Raw genomic sequence first — 19217 nt, 5'->3', positions numbered from 1 at the left:
CTATCAGTTCTGATGCTGCGTCAGATCGGCGTCAGGCCGGCGCCGGACCCGCGCCGGATCTACGGGGCGGGCGCACCGCCCGCCCGTGGGAGGCACCGGGCAATGGGCGAACTCATCGAGTACGGGCAGCTGTTCATCGGCGGCATCATGGCCGACCCGGCCGGCCGGGACACCATCGACGTCGTCTCGCCGCACACCGAGCGCGTCATCGGATGCGTACCGCACGCCGGTTTCGAGGACGTCGACCGGGCCGTGGCCGCCGCCCGGGAGTCCTTCGACTCCGGCGTCTGGGCCGGCCGCCCGCTCGCCGAGCGGATCGAGGTCGTCACCCGGATCAAGGACGGGATCGCCGCCCGCCACGAGGAGCTCGCCCGGACCATCTCCGCCGAGAACGGCTCGCCCTACTCCTGGAGCGTCCTGGCCCAGGCCCTCGGCGCGATGATGGTGTGGGACTCCGCCATCGGCGTCGCGCGCGACATCCCTTACGAGGAGCGGCGCGGCGGCGTCCTCGGGCCGCTGGTGGTGCGGCGCGAGCCGGTCGGGGTGGTCGCGGCGGTCGTGCCCTGGAACGTGCCGCAGTTCGTCGCCGCGGCCAAGCTGGCGCCCGCCCTGCTGACGGGCTGCTCGGTGATCCTCAAGCCGTCGCCGGAGACGCCGCTGGACGCGTACCTGCTCGCCGAGATCGTCACCGCGGCCGGGCTGCCGGAGGGCGTGCTGTCGATCCTGCCCGCCGGTCCGGAGACGGGTGAGTACCTGGTGGGGCACCCCGGCGTCGACAAGGTCTCCTTCACCGGCTCGGTCGCGGCCGGCAAGCGCGTCATGGAGGTCGCCTCCCGCCACCTCACCCGGGTCACCCTGGAGCTGGGCGGCAAGTCCGCGGCCGTGATCCTGCCCGACGCCGACCTTACGGCGGCCGTCGCCGGCATCGTGCCGAGCGCCTGGATGAACAACGGCCAGGCGTGCGTCGCGCAGACCCGGATCCTCGCCCCGCGCGTCCACTACGACGAGCTCGCCGAGCGGTTCGCGGCCGCGGCCGGTGCCCTCGTCGTCGGCGACCCCCTCGACCCCGCCACCCAGGTCGGCCCGCTGGTCGCGGAGCGGCAGCGGCGGCGCTCGCTGGACTACATCGCGCTCGGGCGGCGCGAGGGCGCCAGGCTGCTCGCGGGCGGCGGCCGCCCGGCCGGGCTCGACACCGGCTGGTACGTCGAGCCGACGCTCTTCGGCGACGTCGACAACTCCATGCGGATCGCCCGTGAGGAGATCTTCGGGCCGGTCATCTGCCTGCTGCCCTACGACACCGAGGAGGAGGCCGTCCGGATAGCCGACGACTCCGACTACGGGCTCTCCGGCAGCGTCTGGACCGGCGACGTCGAGCACGGCCTGGACGTCGCGCGCCGGGTGCGCACCGGCACGTACTCCGTGAACACCTTCAGCCTCGACATGCTCGGTCCTTTCGGCGGTTACAAGAACTCCGGCCTGGGGCGGGAGTTCGGCCCCGAGGGCTTCGCCGAGTACCAGGAGCACAAGATGATCCACCTGCCGGCCGGGCACGGGGAGGGGCGGTGACCGAGCGCTGGCGCGTCACGGTGGACCGGCGCGTGTGCGTCGGCTCGGGGCTGTGCGCGGGCCTCGCCCCGGAGGCGTTCCGGCTCGATCCGGCGCGCAGGTCGCATGCGGTGCCGGGCGCCAGGGAGGCGTCCGAACGAGTGCGTGAGGCCGCGGAGATGTGCCCGGTCGAGGCGATCGCGATCGTGCTCGCGGACACGGGGGAGGCGGTGTTCCCGCCGGGGGACTGAGAGCGGGTGCGGGTGCGCCTGTGGCGGGCTCCTCCCCGTCCCGCCCCTTCCCGAATGTCCTCAAGCTCCCCCAGCTACCGCTGGGGGTGCCCCCAGGAGGTGCCCCCGGACGGGCTGATTTCAGCCCGTCCGGCGTTTGAGGACACCGCGCGGAGCGCGGAAAAGGGGGCCCGGGGGCGTCAGCCCCCGGTTGCGGGAAGGGGCGGGTAGGGGACAACGCCCCGCGCGGCGACAACCCGTGCGAGACCGGCTCAGCCGTCCGTCAGCGGGTGACCACCCGGTGACCTGTGGCGGAGCCTTCCCCGCCCGGTTACTCATGCGTTCCGCACTGTCTGTTCATGACATGTGTGACTGGTTCGCTTCTCAACGGCGTGGAAATCTCGACGCATCGCAGCCGAGGGCCGAGGGGGGAACCGATGGACAAGCGGTACGAGGTCTACTGCCTGGCGGACAGGCGTTTCTACGAGACCCCTGACCGTTTGTCCGTCCCGGCCGGCGGCGCACCGGAGGCGGCCGGTGGGGGACTCTTCGAGACGGCCCGCCGCCCGGTGCCCGCCGGCTGGCACACCTCCCGCACCGGCGACTGGCTCCACCTCACGCCCGTGGACGAGGACGGTGCCCCGCGCTCCGGGCAGCCGCCCCAGGGCTGGAAGATCCATGTGTCCGCGACGGCCGCGAGCGCGGAGAAGACCGCCGCCGCCGTCTGGGACCACTGCGTCCCGAAGGGCATCCCCTTCAAGTTCGTGCCCGCCCCGCACCTGTTGCACCTGCGCAACAGCAAATACGCCGGGCGCGACCACAGCGGGAAGTTCGTCACGGTCTACCCGAAGGACGAGGAGCAGCTCCGCACCACGCTGACCGAGCTGCACGAGGCCGTCGGCGGCCTGCCCGGCCCGTACGTCCTCACCGACCTCCGCTGGCACGACGGCCCGCTCTACGTCCGCTACGGCGCCTTCGCCCGCCGGTTCTGCGTCGACGCGCGCGGCACCCTCGTCCCCGCGATCGAGGACGCCGAGGGGCGGCTGGTGCCCGACCGCCGGGACCCCGCCTTCCACGTCCCGGACTGGGTGACGCTGCCGGACTTCCTGGCACCCCACCTCGCCGCCCGCAACGCCACCACCGTCGGAGACCTGCCCTATCGCATCGAGAAGGCCCTGCACTTCTCCAACGGCGGCGGGGTCTACGCGGGCACCGACACCCGCGACGGCCGGAAGGTCGTCCTCAAGGAGGCCCGCCCGCACGCCGGGCTCGCCGCCGACGGGGCGGACGCCGTCGCCCGGCTGGAGCGCGAGCGGGCCGCCCTGGAGAAGCTCTCGGGGCTCGGCGTCGCACCCGAGGTCCGTGACTGGTTCACCCTCGGCGAGCACAGCTTCCTCGTCATGGACTTCGTCGAGGGACGCCTCCTCAACTCCTACTTCTCCGAGCGCCACCCGCTGATCGCCGCCACCCCCGCCCCCACCGCCGTGGCCGACTACACCGCCTGGGCGCTGCGCGTCCACCGGGCGGTCGAGGAGGCCGTGGCCCTGGTGCACTCCAGGGGAGTGGTCTTCAACGACCTGCACATGTTCAACATCATGGTCGCCCCCGACGAGGGTTCGGTGACCCTCATCGACTTCGAGGCCGCCGCCCCAGCCGCCGAACACGGCCGCCAGATTGTCGCCCACCCCGGCTTCGTCGCCCCGCCGGACCGCACCGGCACCGAGGTCGACCGCTACGCCCTGGCCTGCCTCCGGCTGGCGCTGTTCCTGCCGGTGACCATGCTCCTCGCCATCGACCGGGGCAAGGCGGCCCACCTGGCCGAGGTCATCGCCGAGGAATTCCCGGAGGTCCCGGAGGAGTTCCTGGCGGAGGCGGTGGCGGAGATCGTCCGCGAGGGCGCGCCGGGCAGTGTGCCGGGCCCGGCCGGCCGGGGTGCCCACGACGACGCGGCCACGGCCGCCGGGCGGGGGACGGGAGGAGCGGTCTCCGATGCGGGTGGTGTGGCGGGTGAGGGTGCGGCTCGTGGTGCTGCCGGGCGTTCCGGGGGCGGTCCTGCTGGTGGCGCGGCCGCTGGGCGGGGGGTGGAGGGAGCGGTCTCCGGCGCGGGCGGTGCGGCGGGTGAGGGTACGGCCCGTGGCGCTGCCGGGCGTTCCGGAAGCGGCCCTGTCGGTGACGTGGGCGCGGCCGCCGGGCGGGGGGCGGGCAAGGGAGCGCTTTCCGGCGCGGGGCGTGGTGCCGCCGGGGAGTGGGCCCCGTCGCCGCCGGCGGCCCGGCCGCCGTGCCCGGCGCGGGCCGGGGCCCGTCGGCGCCGGCCGCCCGTCGCCCCCGCGCGGGAGCGCGTCCCGTGCCCGGCGACTGGCCGCGCAGCCGGGACTCGATGGTGCGGGCGATCCTCGCCTCCGCCACCCCCGACCGCGACGACAGGCTCTTCCCCGGCGACATCGCGCAGTTCGGCGACGGCGGCGGACTCGGCCTCGCGCACGGCGCCGCCGGAGTGCTGCACGCCCTCGCCGAGACCGGCGCGGACCGCTACGAGCGGGGCGAGCGCTGGCTCCTCGACCACACCGACCCGCTGCCGCCCGGCACCCCGCTCGGGCTCTACGACGGCGTCGCCGGGGTCGCCTGCGTCCTCGACCGCCTCGGCCACCCCCAGCGCGCCCTCGACCTCGCCGCGACCGTCCTCGCCGAGAAGTGGCAGCGGCTCACCTCCGACCTCCACGGCGGCCTGGCCGGAGTCGGGCTGGCGCTGCTGCACCTCGCCGGGACCACCGGCGAACGGCAGCTGCACGACCAGGCCGTGGAAGCCGCGCAGCTGCTCGCCGACCGGCTGGCCGCCGATCTCGCGGCGCCCGCCGCCGCGCGCCGCCGGGCCGGTCTGATGCACGGCGCGAGCGGTCCCGCCCTGCTCTTCCTCCGGCTCCACGAGGCCACCGGGGCCCCCGCCCTGCTCGCCCTCGCGGAGAAGGCGGTGCGCGCCGACCTCGCCCGCTGCGTCACCACCCCGAGCGGCTCCCTGGAGGTCGACGAGGGCTGGCGCACCATGCCCTATCTCGGCGACGGCAGTGTCGGCGTCGGCATGGTCCTCGACGACCTCCTCGACCACGCCGCCCGGTGCGGGACGGCCGTGGACCCGGCGCTCACCGAGGCCCGCACGGGCATCCTCGGCGCCGCCCGGTCGCGGTTCTACGTCCAGCCCGGCCTCCTCCAGGGCCGCGCCGGCATGGTCCTGCACCTCAGCCGCACGACCGCGCCGGACGCCACCGCGGAGCACCTGGCCGGCCAGATCCGCGGACTCGCCTGGTACGCGATGGACCACGAAGGCGAACTGGCCTTCCCCGGCAGCCAGATGATGCGGCTGTCCATGGACCTCGCCACCGGAACGGCGGGAGTCCTGCTGGCCCTCGGCGCCGCACTCGGCGCCCCCGTCGGCCGGACGCCCCGGCTCCCGTTCCTCCCGCCCCTCGGGGCGCCCAAGGACCGGCTCCGCATGGAGCCGTAGCACCACCATCCGTCCCCACGAAAGGAAAGATCATGGCTCTTCTCGACCTGCAGAACATGGACACCGAGGAGTACGGCGGCGGTCACGGCGGCGGTGGCAGCAACGTGAGCCTCCTCCTCTGCTGGAGCACGGCCAGCGTGGCGCTCTGCCTCTGACCCGGCGCCGGTAGTCACCAGGGACCGGACGGGCACCCCTCGCGGGGAGCCCGTCCGGTCCCACCGACAGCGAGGGCTGCGACGACCCATGGCACAGACCCGAACCGCCCCCACCGGGACGGCCGCCGGCAAGACCCCCGGCCGCCGGAGCCCCGGCGACCGGATCCTGCTCGGCGCGACCCGGCACAGCGCCGCCCGCACCGCGGCCCTGGCCCTGCTCGCCGTCGCCGCCACCGGCGCCACCCTGCTGCTGCCCGCCGTCCTCGGCCACACCCTGGACCTCCTCCTCGCCCGGCGCGGCGCCGAGGCGACCCGCTGGGTCCTGCTGTGCACGGGCCTCGTCTGCGTGCCCGCCGCCCTCGACGCCCTCGACGAGGTGCTCTCCGGCACCACCGCCGCCCGCACCACGGCCTGGCTGCGCCACCGCCTGCTGGGCCACGTCCTCGCCGCCGGGCCGCGCGCCACCGCCCGCTTCGCCCCCGGCGACCTCGTCACCCGGCTCGTCGGCAACGCCGCCGACGTCGGCACCGCCCCCGGCACGCTCGCCGGTTCCGTCGCCGCCGTCGCCGGCCCGGTCGGCGGCGTCGTCGCGCTCGGCCTGATCGACCCCTGGCTCGCCGGGGGCTTCCTCGTCGGCGCGCCCCTGCTGGCCCTGCTGCTGCGGGCCTTCGCCCGGGTGTCCGGCGACTGCGCGACGGAGTACCAGCGGCTCCAGGGGGAGATCGCGGGCCGCCTCGTCGAGGCGGTCGACGGGGCCCGGACCATCGCCGCCGCCGGTTCGGCGGAGCGGGAGACCGCCCGCGTGCTCGCCCCGCTGCCCGAACTGTCCCGCCAGGGACACCGCATGTGGCGGGTGCAGGGCCGGGCGGCCGCGCAGGCCGTCACGGTCGTACCGCTGCTCCAGATCACCGTGCTGGCCGTCGCCGGGCTGCGGCTCACCCAGGGCGCGCTCAGCGTCGGCGACCTGCTCGCCGCCTCGCGCTACGCCGTGCTCGCCACCGGCGTCGGCGTGCTCGTCGGGCACGTGGGCGCCCTCGTCCGTGCCCGCACGGCCGCCGGGCGCGTCGCCGAGGTCCTGGCCGAGCCCGCCACGGCGCACGGCTACTGCCGGCTGCCGGCCGGCCCGGGCACCCTGGAACTGCGCGGCGTGCGCGCGGAGCGCGGCGGCCGGACCGTGCTGCGCGACGTGGACCTCGTGGTGCCGGGCGGTACGTCCCTGGCCGTCGTCGGCCGCTCCGGCAGCGGCAAATCGGTGCTCGCGGCACTCGCCGGGCGGCTCGCCGACCCGGCCGCCGGGGTGGTGGCGCTCGACGGCGTCCCCCTGCGCGAGCTCGGCCACGACACCCTGCGGCGCGCGGTCGGCTACGCCTTCGCCCGGCCCGCCCCGCTGGGCGGCACGATCGGCGGAACGATCGCCTTCGGCGCCTTCGACCCCGGCCCCGACGCCGTGACGGACGCGGCCCGCGCGGCGTGCGCGGACGGCTTCGTGCGCCGCCTGCCGCTGGGCTACGCCACCCCCTGCGAGGACGCCCCGCTGTCCGGCGGCGAGTCCCAACGCCTGGGCCTGGCCCGCGCCTTCGCCCACGCGGGCCGCGTCCTGATCCTGGACGACGCGACGTCCAGCCTGGACACCCTCACCGAACACGAGGTCACCCGCGCCCTCCACGGCACCACCACCCGTACCCGCGTCGTCGTCGCCCACCGCGCCTCCACGGCCGCCCGGGCCGACCGCGTCGCCTGGCTCGCCGACGGCCGCCTCCACGCGACCGGCACCCACGAGGACCTATGGCGCGACCCGGAGTACCGGGCGCTCTTCGGTGCCCCGTGACGCCCGCCGGGAGTCCCCGGGGCACCCTGCCCCGACGGCGGCCGGCACTCCGGCCCGCCCGGCGCCCGCCGCCCGGCGGCCCACCCCGGCGACCCGGCGCGGGCCCGGCCGGAGGGCCTCACCGGCCGTCCACCCACGGACCGGCCGCCGCGACCACCCCACGGCCGTCCCGGCCCACACCCCCAGGAGGTCCCCATGCGTGAGCGCCGTCGTGGCGGAGGCCGTGGCGACGGCGGCGTCGCGCGCGAAGGGCTGCGGTTCCTGCGTCGCCGGCGGGGCGTCGTCGGGTGGCTCGCAGTGTGGTCCGCGGTCGAGGCCGCGCACACCTTCGGCTTCGGGTACGCACTGGCCAAGGCGCTGGACTCCGGGTTCCTCGCCGGGCGGGCCGGGGTCGGCACCGGGTGGCTCGGGGTGGCCGCCGTCGCCGTGGTCGCCGGGGCGTACGGGACCGGGCGCACGTACGGCGGCGTCGCCGGGCTCGTGGAGCCGCTGCGCGACGGGCTCGTGCGGCGCGTCGTCCCCGCCGCCCTGCGGGACGCCGACCGCGCCGCCGTCTCCCGGCTGACCCACCAGGTGGAGATCGCCCGGGACGCCTCCGCCGGGCTCGTGATGGTCTCGCGGTCCTTCGTCTTCACGGCGGCCGGCGCCCTGACGGGCCTGTTCCTGCTGGCCCCCGCCCTCCTGGCCGTCGTGCTGCCGCCGCTCGCGCTCGGCCTCGGTCTGTTCCTGGCCACCCTGCGGCCCCTCGCCCGCCGCCAGGAGACCTTCCTCGCCGCCGACGAGGCCCTCGCCCGCGCGCTCGGCGAGGCCGCCGCCGGGCTGCGCGACATCACGGCCGGCGGTGCCGAACGCCGGGTCCGGGCCGAGACGGGAGCCCTCGTCGACGCCGAGCGCCGCGCCTCCGCCGCCCTCGCCCGCTGGGCCGTCCTGCGCGTCGTGGCCCTGGCCGTCGCGGGACAGCTGCCCGTCGTCCTCCTGCTGGCCGCGACGCCCTGGCTGCTCGACCGCTCCGTCACCCCCGGCGCCCTCGTCGGCGCCCTCGCCTACCTCACCCAGTCCCTGCTGCCCGCCCTCCAGAGCCTGCTGCACGGCCTCGGCGCGAGCGGCGCCCGGCTCGCCGTGGTGCTGCGCCGCCTCACCGCCGGGCGGCCGTCCGCCCCGAAGGCGGGTGCCCGGGACGGCGGTGCGGACCGCGCGTGGGGCGTCCGTCTCCGGCAGGGTGTGCGGCAGGCCGGCCCGGGGCTCGGGGTGGCCGACGTCGAGCGCGGCGAGCGGCCCGGCCGTCGCGGCGGGGGCGTGGAAGCCGCGGAGGCGCGCGACGCCCGGGACGGCGGTGCGGACCGCGCGGGGGGCGTCCGTCTCCGGCAGGGTGTGCGGCAGGTCGGCCCGGGGCTTGGGGGAGCCGACGTCGAGCGTGGCGAGCGGCCCGGCCGTCGCGACGGGGGCGCGGAAGCCGCGGAGGCCGTCGAAGAGTGCCGTACGGTCCGGGCTCCGGCCGAGGGCCCCGCCGTCGAACTGCGCGGCGTCACCTTCGCGTACGGCGAGGGCGCCGACCCCGTCGTCGACGCCCTGGACCTGGTCGTGCCCGCCGGTTCCCACCTCGCCGTCGTCGGCCCCAGCGGGATCGGCAAGTCGACGCTGGCCGGGCTGGTGGCGGGGCTGCTGACGCCCCGGAGCGGCGAGGTCCGGATCGGTGGGCGGCCGCCGGGCGACCCGGCCGGGCGGGTGCTCATCCCCCAGGAGGCGTACGTCTTCTCCGGCACGCTCGGCGACAACCTGCGCTATCTCCGCGCGGATCCGGTCACCGAGCGGGAGCTGGCCGGGGCCGCCGAGGCCCTCGGCATGTCCGAGCTCGTCGCCCGGCTCGGCGGCTTCGGGGCGGCCCTCGCCCCCGGGGAGCTGTCCGCGGGGGAGCGGCAGCAGGTCGCCCTGGCCCGCGCTTATCTCTCGGCCGCCCCCGTCGCCCTGCTGGACGAGGCGACGTGCCATCTCGACCCCGCCGCCGAGGCCCGCGCCGAGCGGGCCTTCGCACGGCGGCCCGGCACCACCCTGATCGTCATCGCGCACCGCGCCGCCTCGGCCCGCCGCGCGGACCGCGTCCTGGTGATGGACGGTCCGCGCACCCGCTGCGGGGACCACCGCGAACTGCTCGCGGAGTCCCCGCTCTACCGTGACCTCACCGGGGCCCCGGACCCGCGCCTCCCGGCGCGCGCCCCCTCACACCCACCCCGCTCCCCGCGAGATCCGGATCGCGTCGACGCGGTTGCGGGCCCCGGTCTTCCGGGTGATCGACGCCAGATAGTTGCGTACGGTCCCGTTGGAAAGGTGCAGACTCAGGGCGATCTCCCCGATGGAGGAGCCCTCCGCGGCGAGTGAGAGCACGCTCAGCTCACGTCTCGTCAGCGGGATCTCGGCGGCCTCCAGGAAGCCGTAGCCGAGCGACTCGTCGATGTAGCGTTCGCCCTTCGCCACCCGCCTTATCCCCTCGACCAGCTGGTCGGGAGAAGCGTTTTTGCTCAAGTACCCCAAGGCCCCCTCCTCGTACGCCCGGCGCAGTGGCCCCGGTCGCTCCGCCGTCGCCAGGGCCAGCAGGACCGAGGTGCCGTCCCCCGAGCAACATCGGGTGGACAGCTCCCGCAGCCCTTGCGGCCCCGCGGCGTCGGGGCTGTCCATGTCCACCACGCAGACGTCGGGCCAGCGTGCCCATGACGTGGCCGTCGCGTGCTCCCAGGAGGACGAGAGCACCTCCAGGTCGGGCTCTCTGCCGAGGAATGCCGCCAGCGCCGCGCGCAGCAGATAGGTGTCCTGTACCAGTAGAACCCGGATCACGACCCTGCCTCCCCGTCCCCCCGGCGGCGAGCGCTACGCCGGGCACGTCGACAATTCATACGGCGTGTACCTCTGTCGCGGGCGCGGAATACCTCACCTGTGGGGGGCGCAAGGGCGCACGAAACGAGCCACGCGCGCCCCAAGTTCACTCGAACGCGCCGTCCTAAACCCCTTGGCATGTGTCGGTGGAAGGTGATGTGAGGTCGATCAGCCGGCATACCGTCTCGATGTCGATCTTCACTTGGGCGATGGAGGCCCGCCCCGAGAGCCAGGTGATCAGCGCCGAGTGCCAGGTGTGCTCGATGACGCGGACGGCCGAGAGCTGTGCGGGCGTGGGCGGCCCGGCCGGTCCCATGGCGTCCAGGATGATGGCCGTGGTGAGCCGTGAGACGGTGTCGACCTCGGCGCTCACCGAGCGGTCGGCGAAGGTCAGGGCCCGCACCATCGCGTCGGCCAGGTGCGGTTCGCGCTGCATCGCCCGGAAGGCCCGCATCAGCGTCTGGGCCACGCGCGCGGCCGGCTCCTCCTCCGTCGGCGGGCGCTTGCGCAGGGTCCCGTGCAGCTGCTGGAGCTGGTCCTGCATGGTGGCGACCAGCAGATGGATCTTGGACGGGAAGTAGCGGTAGAGCGTGCCGAGCGCCACGCTCGACGACTCGGCGACCTCCCGCATCTGCACCGCGTCGAAACCGCCCCGGACGGCCAGCCGCGCCGTGGCGTCCAGGATGCGCCGCCGGCGGGCTTCCTGACGCTCGGTCAGGGGGAGGGGGGAGGCGCCGACGGCGGGCGCGGCCGATGCGGTCGCCGCCTTGGATTCCGTAGTCATATGTCCCATCCCGTGGCGGTCCATCCAGCGGTATCTGTGCAGCCCGGACGGCACAGCATGGCAGGGGGTGAGCCGTGGCGCGAATCACCCGATCCGGTCCTGTCGACTGTCCGTCCGGCCGGTAGATTCAAGCTTCTGGACAACCCAGTCTGAAACTTGTTCTAGATTAGCGCGACCGGTTACGCTCCGGCGGGACAGCAGCGAGAAGGAGGCCGGGAGTGACCGCTGAGGCCACAGAGGCAGCACTCGCGCGAGAGGGCGGTCTCCCCGGCGGGGACACCTCCCGCTCGGAACGCCCGCTGCGCATCGCGCTGCTCAGCTACAAGGGCAACCCGTTCTGCGGCGGCCAGGGCGTCTACGTACGCCACCTCTCCCGCGAACTCGCCCGGCTCGGCCACAGCGTCGAGGTCATCGGCGCCCAGCCGTACCCCGTGCTCGACGAGGGCGTCACCCTCACCGAGCTCCCCAGCCTCGACCTCTACCGGCAGCCGGACCCCTTCCGGATGCCCAAACCGGCCGAGTACCGCGACTGGGTCGACGCGCTGGAGGTCGCCACCATGGCCACCGGCGGCTTCCCCGAGCCGCTCACCTTCAGCCTGCGCGCCCGCCGTCATCTCGCCGCCCGCCGGGGCCGGTTCGACGTCGTCCACGACAACCAGACCCTCGGCTACGGCCTCCTCGGCGGCCCCCTCGCCCTGGGCGCCCCGCTCGTCACCACCATCCACCACCCCATCACCGTCGACCGGCAGCTCGACCTCGACGCCGCCGCCGACTGGAAGCGCCGCGCCTCCGTGCACCGCTGGTACGGATTCGTCCGGATGCAGAAGCGCGTCGCCCGCCGGCTGCCGTCCGTCCTGACCGTCTCCGGCTCCTCCCGCGACGAGATCGTCGACGACCTCGGGGTGCCCGCCGAGCGGATCCACGTCGTCCCCATCGGCGCCGACACCGACCTCTTCTCCCCGGACCCGTCCGTCGCGGAGGTGCCCGGCCGCATCGTCACCACCTCCAGCGCCGACGTCCCCCTCAAGGGTCTGGTCCACCTCGTCGAGGCGCTCGCCACCGTGCGCGCCACGAACCCCGGGGCCCACCTCGTCGTCGTCGGCAAGCGCGCCGAGAACGGCCCGGTCGCCACGGCCATCGCCCGGCACGGCCTCGGCGACGCCATCCGGTTCGTCAAGGGCGTCAGTGACGCCGAACTCGTCGACCTCGTGCGCTCGGCACAGGTCGCCTGCGTCCCCTCCCTCTACGAGGGCTTCTCCCTGCCCGCCGCCGAGGCCATGGCCACCGGCACCCCGCTGGTCGCCACCACGGGCGGTGCCATCCCCGAGGTCGCGGGCCCCGACGGCGAGACCTGCCTGGCCGTACCGCCCGGCGACGCGGGAGCCCTCGCCGCGGGGCTCACCCGGCTGCTCGGCGACGCCGACCTGCGCCACCGGCTCGGCACGGCGGGACGCGCGCGGGTCCTCGCCCGCTTCACCTGGCGGCAGGCCGCGATCGGCACGGCCGACCACTACCGTGAGGCCGTCGCCCGGTACGGCGCCGCCGGCGCGGCCCGCCGCCGGGCGGGCATCCGGTAGCCCGCCCGCAGGCCCCACCGGGCCCGGCCCTCGCCGGCCCTGCCCCGATCGCCCCCTTGCCCGACCTGACCTGCCCCGCCGGACGAAAGCAGACCTCCGTGCTGACCGTCGATTTCACCCGCTTCCCGCTCGCCGCCGGCGACCGTGTGCTCGACCTGGGCTGCGGCGCGGGCCGGCACGCCTTCGAGTGCTACCGGCGCGGCGCGCAGGTCGTGGCCCTCGATCGCAACGGCGAGGAGATACGCGAGGTCGCCAAGTGGTTCGCCGCGATGAAGGAGGCCGGTGAGGCCCCGGCCGGCGCCACCGCCACGGCCATGGAGGGCGACGCCCTCGCGCTGCCCTTCCCCGACGACACCTTCGACGTCGTCATCATCTCCGAGGTCATGGAGCACATCCCCGACGACAAGGGCGTCCTCGCCGAGATGGTCCGGGTCCTCAAGCCCGGCGGCCGCATCGCCGTCACCGTCCCGCGCTACGGCCCGGAGAAGATCTGCTGGGCGCTCTCCGACGCGTACCACGAGGTCGAGGGCGGCCACATCCGCATCTACCGGGGCGACGAACTCCTCGACCGGATGCGGGAGGCGGGCCTCGCGCCCTACGGCACCCATCACGCGCACGGCCTGCACAGCCCGTACTGGTGGCTCAAGTGCGCCTTCGGCGTCGACAACGACAAGGCGCTGCCCGTCCGCGCCTACCACAAGCTGCTGGTCTGGGACATCATGAAGAAGCCCAAGGCCACCCGGGTCGCCGAGCAGCTCCTCAACCCCGTCATCGGCAAGAGCTTCGTCGCCTACGCGACCAAGCCGCACCAGGACGGGGCGGTCGCCAAGTGACCACCTTCAGCCGCGGCCCCGGCCGCACCGAACGCCTCGTCCTGCCCGGCGTGCTGACCGCGCGGCAGGCCGTCCGGACGGTCGCCGCCCTCGCCGCCGTGCAGCGCGAGGACGGCGCCATACCCTGGTTCCGGGGCCACCACCTCGACCCCTGGGACCACGTCGAGGCCGCCATGGCCCTGGACGCCGCCGGCGAGCACACCCGCGCCGAGGCCGCCTACCGCTGGCTCGCCGACCACCAGAACCCCGACGGCTCCTGGTACGCCGCCTACGCCGACGGCGACGCCGACGCCCCCACCGACCGCAGCCGGGAGACCAACTTCGTCGCCTACGTCGCCGTCGGCGTCTGGCACCACTACCTCGCCACCGGCGACGACGCCTTCCTCGACCGCATGTGGCCGACCGTCTTCGCCGCGGTCGAATTCGTCCTCCAGCTCCAGCAGCCGGGCGGCCAGATCGGCTGGAAGCGGGAGGCCGAGGAGGACGGCGGCGCGGACGTCACCGACGCCCTGCTCACCGGCTCCTCCTCCATCCACCAGGCGCTGCGCTGCGCCCTCGCCATCGCCGAGCACCGCGAGGAGCCCCAGCCCGGCTGGGAGCTGGCGACCGGCCTCCTCGCGCACGCGATCCGCCGCCACCCCGAGCGGTTCCTCGACAAGAGCCGCTACTCCATGGACTGGTACTACCCGGTCCTCGGCGGCGCGCTCACCGGCCCCGAGGCCAAGGAGCGCATAGAGGAGGGCTGGGACCGCTTCGTCGTCCCCGGCCTCGGCGTCCGCTGCGTCCTGCCCAACCCCTGGGTGACCGGCGGCGAGAGCTGCGAACTCGCCCTCGCGCTGTGGGTGATGGGCGAGTCCGACCGCGCCGTGGAGATCCTCCAGTCGATCCAGCACCTGCGCGCCGACAACGGCATGTACTGGACCGGCTACGTCTTCGACGACAAGGCCGTCTGGCCCGAGGAACTCACGACGTGGACGGCGGGGTCGCTGCTGCTGGCGGCGGCGGCGCTGGGCGGCGACGAGGCGACGACGGCGGTCTTCGGCGGGGAGCGCCTCCCTCGGGGGCTCGAACCGGATTGCTGCTAGGCCCGGAGCCTGGCCGCGCTACCGCGCGGTGTCCTCAATCGCCGGACGGGCTGGATTCGCCCCTGCCCGGGGGTCGGCTTTCCGCTGCGCCAGGGGAGGCTTTCCTGCCCGGTGCCGGGCGACGACTCAGCCCGTCCGGCACTTGAGAACCGGGGTCCGGGGTGGAGCCCCGGGAGTGGGAAGGGGCGGGGCCGGGGACAGATCCTCTGTCAGTGCCCCCACCTAAGGTGTCGTCATGACCAGCCTCAGCTACGACCGTTACTGTTCCGAGGTCGTCACCCAGACCACCCTCCTCCGCGAAGCGATCCGCGGCGCGGACCTCACCGCCACCGTCCCCACCTGCCCCGAGTGGACCCTGGCCCATCTCCTCCTGCACGTCGGCCAGGCCCACCGCCGTGCCGAGCACCTCGTGCGCACACGGTTCACCGGGTTCCGGGTGCCCGACGACGTCGGCGCGGCCCCGGCCCCCGGCCCCGGCCAGCCGGCCCTCGACGCCGGCGCGGCCGCGTTCGGCGACTGGCTGGAAGAGGGTGCCGAGACCCTGGCGCGGACCCTGCGCGAGAGCGGCCCCGACTCCGCGGTGTGGACCTTCGGGCCGCGGCAGACCGCCGACTTCTGGGCCCGCAGGATGACCCACGAGACGGTGATCCACCGGGCCGACGCCGAGGCCACCACGGGCGTCGCGTTCGCCGTGGCCCCGGAGATCGCCGCCGACTGCCTCGACGAATGGCTCCAGATCATCAGCTCGCCCATGGCGATGGAGTTCAAGCCGGCGTACAAGGAGCTGCTCGGCCCCGGCCGTACCCTGCATCTGCACGCCACGGACACCGCGCCCGAGCTGGAGGCGGAGTGGTTCGTCGACTGCGGCGGCGAGCGGATCGAGTGGCGCCGCGCCCATGAGAAGGCGGCCGTCGTCGTGCGCGGCCCGCTCACCGACCTGCTCGCCGTCTTCTACCGGCGGCAGTCGCCGGACAGCGGCCGGGTCGAGGTCCTGGGCGAGCGCGCGCTGCTCGAGTTCTGGCTGGAACGGGCCAGCTTCTGACCCCGTCCCCCGGCGGGGTGAGAGCATCGGGGCCATGACCGACGCCCTCCGACGACCGTCCGCCCGGCACGCCCCCGAGGTCCGCCGGAGGGGGCCGCGCCGGACGGCCGCCCGCGCCCTGCCGGCGGCCGCGGCGCTGCTGCTCGTCGCCTCCTGCACCGTCGGCGGTGGCGGCACGGCGCGCGCGAGCGCGGGCGCGGCCGGCGTCGGGGACCCGCTCTTCCCCCGGCTGGGCAATGGCGGTTACGACGTCCGGCACTACGGTCTGACCCTGGACTACGAGCCGGACGGCAACCACCTGGACGGCACGGCGGTGATCACGGCACGGGCCACCCAGGACCTCGGCGCCTTCAACCTCGATCTGAAGGGGCTGGACGTCCGCGCCGTCCGGGTCGACGGCCGTCCGGCCGGGACGGACCGGGAGGGCACCGAGCTGACGGTGACGCCCGACCGGAAGATCGGCAAGGGGCACACATTCGAGACGGTCGTCACGTACGGGGGGACACCGCAGGAGATCACGGACGGCGACAAGGACGCCGGCGAGGCCGTGACCTCGGAAGGCTGGGTGGAGACCGACGACGGCGCGGTCGGCCTCGGCCAGCCCACGGGCTCGATGGCCTGGTTCCCCGGCAACCACCACCCCTCCGACAAGGCCGCCTACGACATCCAGGTGACCGTGCCCGCCGGATACACCGCCGTGGCCAACGGCGAGCTCACGCGCGAGGAGCGGACCAAGAGCGGCCGGAAGTCCTTCTCCTGGCACACCGCCGAGCCGATGGCGAGCTATCTGGCGAGCGTGGCCGTCTCCCCGTTCAAGGTCACCACCACCCGCGCCGGCGACCTGCCCGTCTACCTCGCCACGCACCCCAAGGAGGCCGCCGCGGCGCCCCACCTGAAGAAGCTGGTGCCGGAGGTCCTCGCCTGGGCGACCGGGCTGTTCGGCCCGTACCCCTTCTCCTCGGCCGGCGCGGTCGTCGACCACAACCCCAGGCTGGGATACGCCCTGGAGACCCAGACCAAGCCCTACTTCGACTCGGACCCCGACGACCTGATCGTGGTGCACGAGCTCGCCCACCAGTGGTTCGGCGATTCCGTCACCCCCCGCACCTGGCGCGACATGTGGCTGAACGAGGGCTTCGCCCAGTACGCGGAGTGGCTGTGGGAGGAGAAGCGGGGCGGCCGGACCGCCCAGCGGATCTTCGACGACTACTACGACGGCAAGGACGCGCAGAGCAAGGGCATCTGGGCCTACCCGCCCGCCGACCCGGCGCCGGAGACCGTCTCCGACCCGCCGGTCTACGGCCGGGGTGCCATGGTCCTGCACAAGCTGCGGCAGGCCGTCGGCGACGAGAAGTTCTTCGCGACCGTACGGGCGTGGGCCGCCGAGTACCGGCACGGCAACGCCGACACCGCCGAGTTCACCCGGTTCTGGGCGCGGAAGACGGGCAAGGACCTCGACGGGCTCTTCGACGTGTGGCTGCGAGGCAAGGGCAAACCCGCCGCGCGCTGAGCATCGGGCCCGGCCTGCTCACGCGCTGAGCCCCGGGCCCGCCCTGCTCACGCGTTGAGCTCCGCCAGGACCCTCAGCGTGGCCGTGTCCGGGGCCGTCACCAGCAGGTCGGTGACCGGCCCCGCCCGCCACAGCGCCAGCCGGTCCGCGATCCGCTCCCGGGGGCCGACGAGCGAGATCTCGTCGGCGAAGTCGTCCGGCACGGCGGTCACGGCCTCCTCCCGCCGCCCGGCCAGGAAGAGCTCCCGCACCCGCCGCGCCGCGTCCGCGAAGCCCATCCGCGCCATCAGCTCGGCGTGGAAGTTCCGGCGGGCGTGCCCCATGCCGCCGATGTAGAAGCCGAGCATCGCCTTCACCGGTCGCAGCCCCTCGGCGACGTCGGAGCAGAGCCGGGCCTGGGCCAGCGGTGCGACCATGAAGCCCTCGGGCGCCTCCGCGAGGGCCTCGGCGTACAGCCCGGTACGGAGCGGCGACCAGTACAGCGGCAGCCAGCCGTCGGCGATCCGCACGGTCTGGGCGATGTTCCTCGGCCCCTCGGCGCCCAGCAGCACCGGGAGGCCGGGGCGCAGCGGATGGACGATGGACCTCAGCGGTCTGCCGAGGCCGGTGGCGTCCGGGCCGCGGTAGGGGAGCGGGTGGTAGCGGCCGTCGAGGGCCACCGGTGCCGTACGGCGCAGCACCTGGCGGACCACGTCGACGTATTCGCGCGTCGCCGTCAGGGGACTTTCCGGGAACGGCCGCCCGTACCAGCCCTCCACCACCTGGGGCCCCGACAGCCCCAGGCCGAGCAGCAGCCGCCCACCGGAGAGGTGGTCGAGGGTCAGCGCGTGCATCGCCGTCGCCGTCGGGGTGCGGGCGGCCATCTGGGCCACGGCGGTGCCCAGGCGCAGGCGCCGGGTGTGCGCGGCGATCCAGGTGAGGGTCGTGAAGGCGTCCGAGCCCCATGCCTCCGCGGTCCACACCGAGTCGTAGCCCAGCCGTTCGGCCTCCAGGACGAGGGAGAGCCGGCCGGGGTCGGGGCCGCGGCCCCAGTAGCCGAGCGCCAGGCCGAGCCGCATCCGCGCCTCCATCCGACGGAATCTGATGGATCGTCAGTTCGGCTGGACTGTACGGCCCCGGGCCGCCCCCGGCAAGACGGCCCCGGCGGGACCGCGGCCGGACAGCCGAACGGCCCGCCGGGAGAACCCGGCGGGCCGTTCGGGGGAAAGCGCTCGGGATCAGCCGCGCTGGATCCCCGTGGTGTCCTGGAGCACGCCGCGACGGCCGTCCTGGGTCTGCGCGACCAGCGCGGCACCGCGCTGGTCCACGGCGAGGTACCAGGTGCCGGGCGCGAGCTCGGCGACCGGCGTCGGCGAGCCGTCCTCCCCGTACAGCGGGCGGGCCACCGGCACCGCGAACCAGAACGGGGCGAAGTCGGCGGCCGGGGCCGCGGGCTGCGCCGCGCCCGTCTGCGGGGCGGCGGCCGCACCGGCGGCACCGCCCATGCTCGGGTCCTGCGGACCCTGCGGCTGGCCCGGCTGGGCGCCGTACGGCTGCTGCGCGCCGTACGGGCCCGGGGCGCCGGGCTGCTGGGCGCCACCGGGGTAGCCGTAGCCCGGGTTCGGGCCGGCGCCGTACGGGGACGGGGCCTGCGGGCCCGGGACACCCATCAGCGGGGCCTTCAGCGCCGGGGTGCGCGGCGTGAGCAGCGCCACGGCGGCCAGGGCGAGGTTGGCGATCAGGCCGAGGATCTGGCCGACGCCGGGGGAGATGCTCTCGCCGCCGCCGAGGATCGTCCACACCGAGGACCACGCGGCGAAGACGGTGAGCGCGGTGCCCCACTGGTCGAGACCGAGGCCGAGGACCTTGCGGCCCTCCGGCTGGAACCGGGCGGCGACGATCAGGACGGCGGCGATGATGCCGGCGAGGAAGATGGACGGCAGCACGGGGAAGAGCCCGGACTTCCAGCCGTTCGGCTCCGCCGGACAGCCGATCGTCGACTTCCCGCAGTCGTACGAGTAGAAGCTGAGGAACGAGGCGATGAACAGCAACACCGCTGCTCCGATCACCACGCCGTCGCCTCGAGTGAGGGAGCGGATGTTCAACTGAAGTCCTTTGTCAGTGTTGATCATTTACCGTCGCTGTCGCCGGTGTCGGGACGTGCGAGGGCGCGGGGGCAAGGGCGGGGGTACCCCCATCGTACGGGTGAACCTATCGCCTGGGGGGTCGGGGCGTCTCCTTCGTATCACCGTCGTGACACGGCTGTGGCCTGCTGGTACGTC

The 19217-nt window shown here is 75.0% G+C and carries 15 protein-coding genes and 1 pseudogene; 12 read left to right on the top strand and 4 right to left on the bottom strand.

Going from position 1 to position 19217, the window contains the following annotated elements:
* Positions 1–102 precede the first annotated feature (102 nt).
* From AF335_RS01835 to AF335_RS01805, 7 genes and pseudogenes are all read left to right on the top strand, one after another.
* Positions 103–1566 carry an aldehyde dehydrogenase gene (locus tag AF335_RS01835; protein WP_102916474.1) on the top strand — a complete coding sequence of 488 codons (1464 nt, stop codon included), beginning with the start codon at positions 103–105 and terminating at the stop codon, positions 1564–1566.
* Positions 1563–1796, top strand: coding sequence for a ferredoxin (locus AF335_RS01830; protein WP_102916473.1), 234 nt, complete (start codon positions 1563–1565; stop codon positions 1794–1796). Before AF335_RS01835 ends, AF335_RS01830 begins: the two co-directional genes overlap by 4 nt.
* 416 nt (positions 1797–2212) lie before the next feature.
* Positions 2213–4654, top strand: coding sequence for a class III lanthionine synthetase LanKC (gene lanKC / locus AF335_RS35330; protein ID WP_244926879.1), 2442 nt, complete (start codon positions 2213–2215; stop codon positions 4652–4654).
* Positions 4573–5274 (top strand): lanthionine synthetase C family protein, encoded by a 702-nt coding sequence (locus AF335_RS35325; protein WP_244926878.1) that lies wholly within the window; start codon positions 4573–4575, stop codon positions 5272–5274. Before lanKC ends, AF335_RS35325 begins: the two co-directional genes overlap by 82 nt.
* 32 nt (positions 5275–5306) lie before the next feature.
* Positions 5307–5429: a SapB/AmfS family lanthipeptide gene (locus AF335_RS01815; protein WP_102916472.1), complete on the top strand. Its 123-nt coding sequence runs from the start codon at positions 5307–5309 to the stop codon at positions 5427–5429.
* An 88-nt stretch (positions 5430–5517) separates the two neighbouring features.
* Positions 5518–7257: an ABC transporter ATP-binding protein gene (locus tag AF335_RS01810; RefSeq protein ID WP_102916471.1), complete on the top strand. Its 1740-nt coding sequence runs from the start codon at positions 5518–5520 to the stop codon at positions 7255–7257.
* A 195-nt stretch (positions 7258–7452) separates the two neighbouring features.
* Positions 7453–9228 (top strand): annotated as a pseudogene (locus AF335_RS01805) (ATP-binding cassette domain-containing protein); the annotation flags it as partial.
* Between the two features lie 246 nt (positions 9229–9474).
* Here the strand turns inward: AF335_RS01805 and AF335_RS35320 are convergent.
* Positions 9475–10086 carry a response regulator transcription factor gene (locus tag AF335_RS35320; protein WP_102916470.1) on the bottom strand — a complete coding sequence of 204 codons (612 nt, stop codon included), beginning with the start codon at positions 10084–10086 and terminating at the stop codon, positions 9475–9477.
* A 163-nt stretch (positions 10087–10249) separates the two neighbouring features.
* A complete protein-coding gene (locus AF335_RS01795) occupies positions 10250–10909 on the bottom strand; it encodes a TetR family transcriptional regulator (protein WP_102916469.1) in 660 nt (219 codons plus the stop codon).
* A gap of 218 nt (positions 10910–11127) precedes the next feature.
* Between AF335_RS01795 and AF335_RS01790 the strand changes: the two genes are divergently transcribed.
* From AF335_RS01790 to AF335_RS01770, 5 genes are all read left to right on the top strand, one after another.
* A complete protein-coding gene (locus tag AF335_RS01790; protein ID WP_102916468.1) occupies positions 11128–12486 on the top strand; it encodes a glycosyltransferase family 4 protein in 1359 nt (452 codons plus the stop codon).
* A gap of 98 nt (positions 12487–12584) precedes the next feature.
* A complete protein-coding gene (locus AF335_RS01785; RefSeq protein ID WP_087928324.1) occupies positions 12585–13319 on the top strand; it encodes a class I SAM-dependent methyltransferase in 735 nt (244 codons plus the stop codon).
* Positions 13316–14404, top strand: a complete 1089-nt coding sequence (locus AF335_RS01780; protein ID WP_102916467.1) for a prenyltransferase/squalene oxidase repeat-containing protein — start codon at positions 13316–13318, stop codon at positions 14402–14404. Before AF335_RS01785 ends, AF335_RS01780 begins: the two co-directional genes overlap by 4 nt.
* Before the next feature lie 235 nt (positions 14405–14639).
* Positions 14640–15446 (top strand): maleylpyruvate isomerase family mycothiol-dependent enzyme, encoded by an 807-nt coding sequence (locus AF335_RS01775; RefSeq protein WP_102916466.1) that lies wholly within the window; start codon positions 14640–14642, stop codon positions 15444–15446.
* A 34-nt stretch (positions 15447–15480) separates the two neighbouring features.
* Complete coding sequence (locus tag AF335_RS01770) at positions 15481–16956, top strand: M1 family metallopeptidase (RefSeq protein WP_102916465.1); 1476 nt, start codon at positions 15481–15483, stop codon at positions 16954–16956.
* 47 nt (positions 16957–17003) lie between these two features.
* Here AF335_RS01770 and AF335_RS01765 read toward each other — a convergent pair whose 3' ends face one another.
* Both AF335_RS01765 and AF335_RS01760 read right to left on the bottom strand, forming a co-directional pair.
* Positions 17004–18014 (bottom strand): LLM class F420-dependent oxidoreductase, encoded by a 1011-nt coding sequence (locus AF335_RS01765; RefSeq protein ID WP_102916464.1) that lies wholly within the window; start codon positions 18012–18014, stop codon positions 17004–17006.
* Positions 18015–18173: 159 nt separating this feature from the next.
* Entirely contained in the window at positions 18174–19040 is an 867-nt protein-coding gene (locus AF335_RS01760) for a hypothetical protein (RefSeq protein ID WP_102916463.1), read from the bottom strand.
* Positions 19041–19217: the final 177 nt, after the last annotated feature.

Origin of the sequence: Streptomyces eurocidicus (assembly GCF_002891295.1) — a bacterium.
GTDB lineage: Bacteria > Actinomycetota > Actinomycetes > Streptomycetales > Streptomycetaceae > Streptomyces > Streptomyces eurocidicus.
Note: the sequence above shows the minus strand (reverse complement) of the source record. Positions and strands in the feature narration are given on the sequence as shown.

Coding starts and splice junctions, on each gene's coding strand:
- AF335_RS01765 (WP_102916464.1), bottom strand. CDS start 18,014: ATGCGGCTCGGCCTGGCGCTCGGCTACTGGGGCCGCGGCCCCGACCCC.
- AF335_RS01815 (WP_102916472.1), top strand. CDS start 5,307: ATGGCTCTTCTCGACCTGCAGAACATGGACACCGAGGAGTACGGCGGC.
- AF335_RS01770 (WP_102916465.1), top strand. CDS start 15,481: ATGACCGACGCCCTCCGACGACCGTCCGCCCGGCACGCCCCCGAGGTC.
- AF335_RS01795 (WP_102916469.1), bottom strand. CDS start 10,909: ATGACTACGGAATCCAAGGCGGCGACCGCATCGGCCGCGCCCGCCGTC.
- lanKC (WP_244926879.1), top strand. CDS start 2,213: ATGGACAAGCGGTACGAGGTCTACTGCCTGGCGGACAGGCGTTTCTAC.
- AF335_RS01775 (WP_102916466.1), top strand. CDS start 14,640: ATGACCAGCCTCAGCTACGACCGTTACTGTTCCGAGGTCGTCACCCAG.
- AF335_RS01835 (WP_102916474.1), top strand. CDS start 103: ATGGGCGAACTCATCGAGTACGGGCAGCTGTTCATCGGCGGCATCATG.
- AF335_RS01810 (WP_102916471.1), top strand. CDS start 5,518: ATGGCACAGACCCGAACCGCCCCCACCGGGACGGCCGCCGGCAAGACC.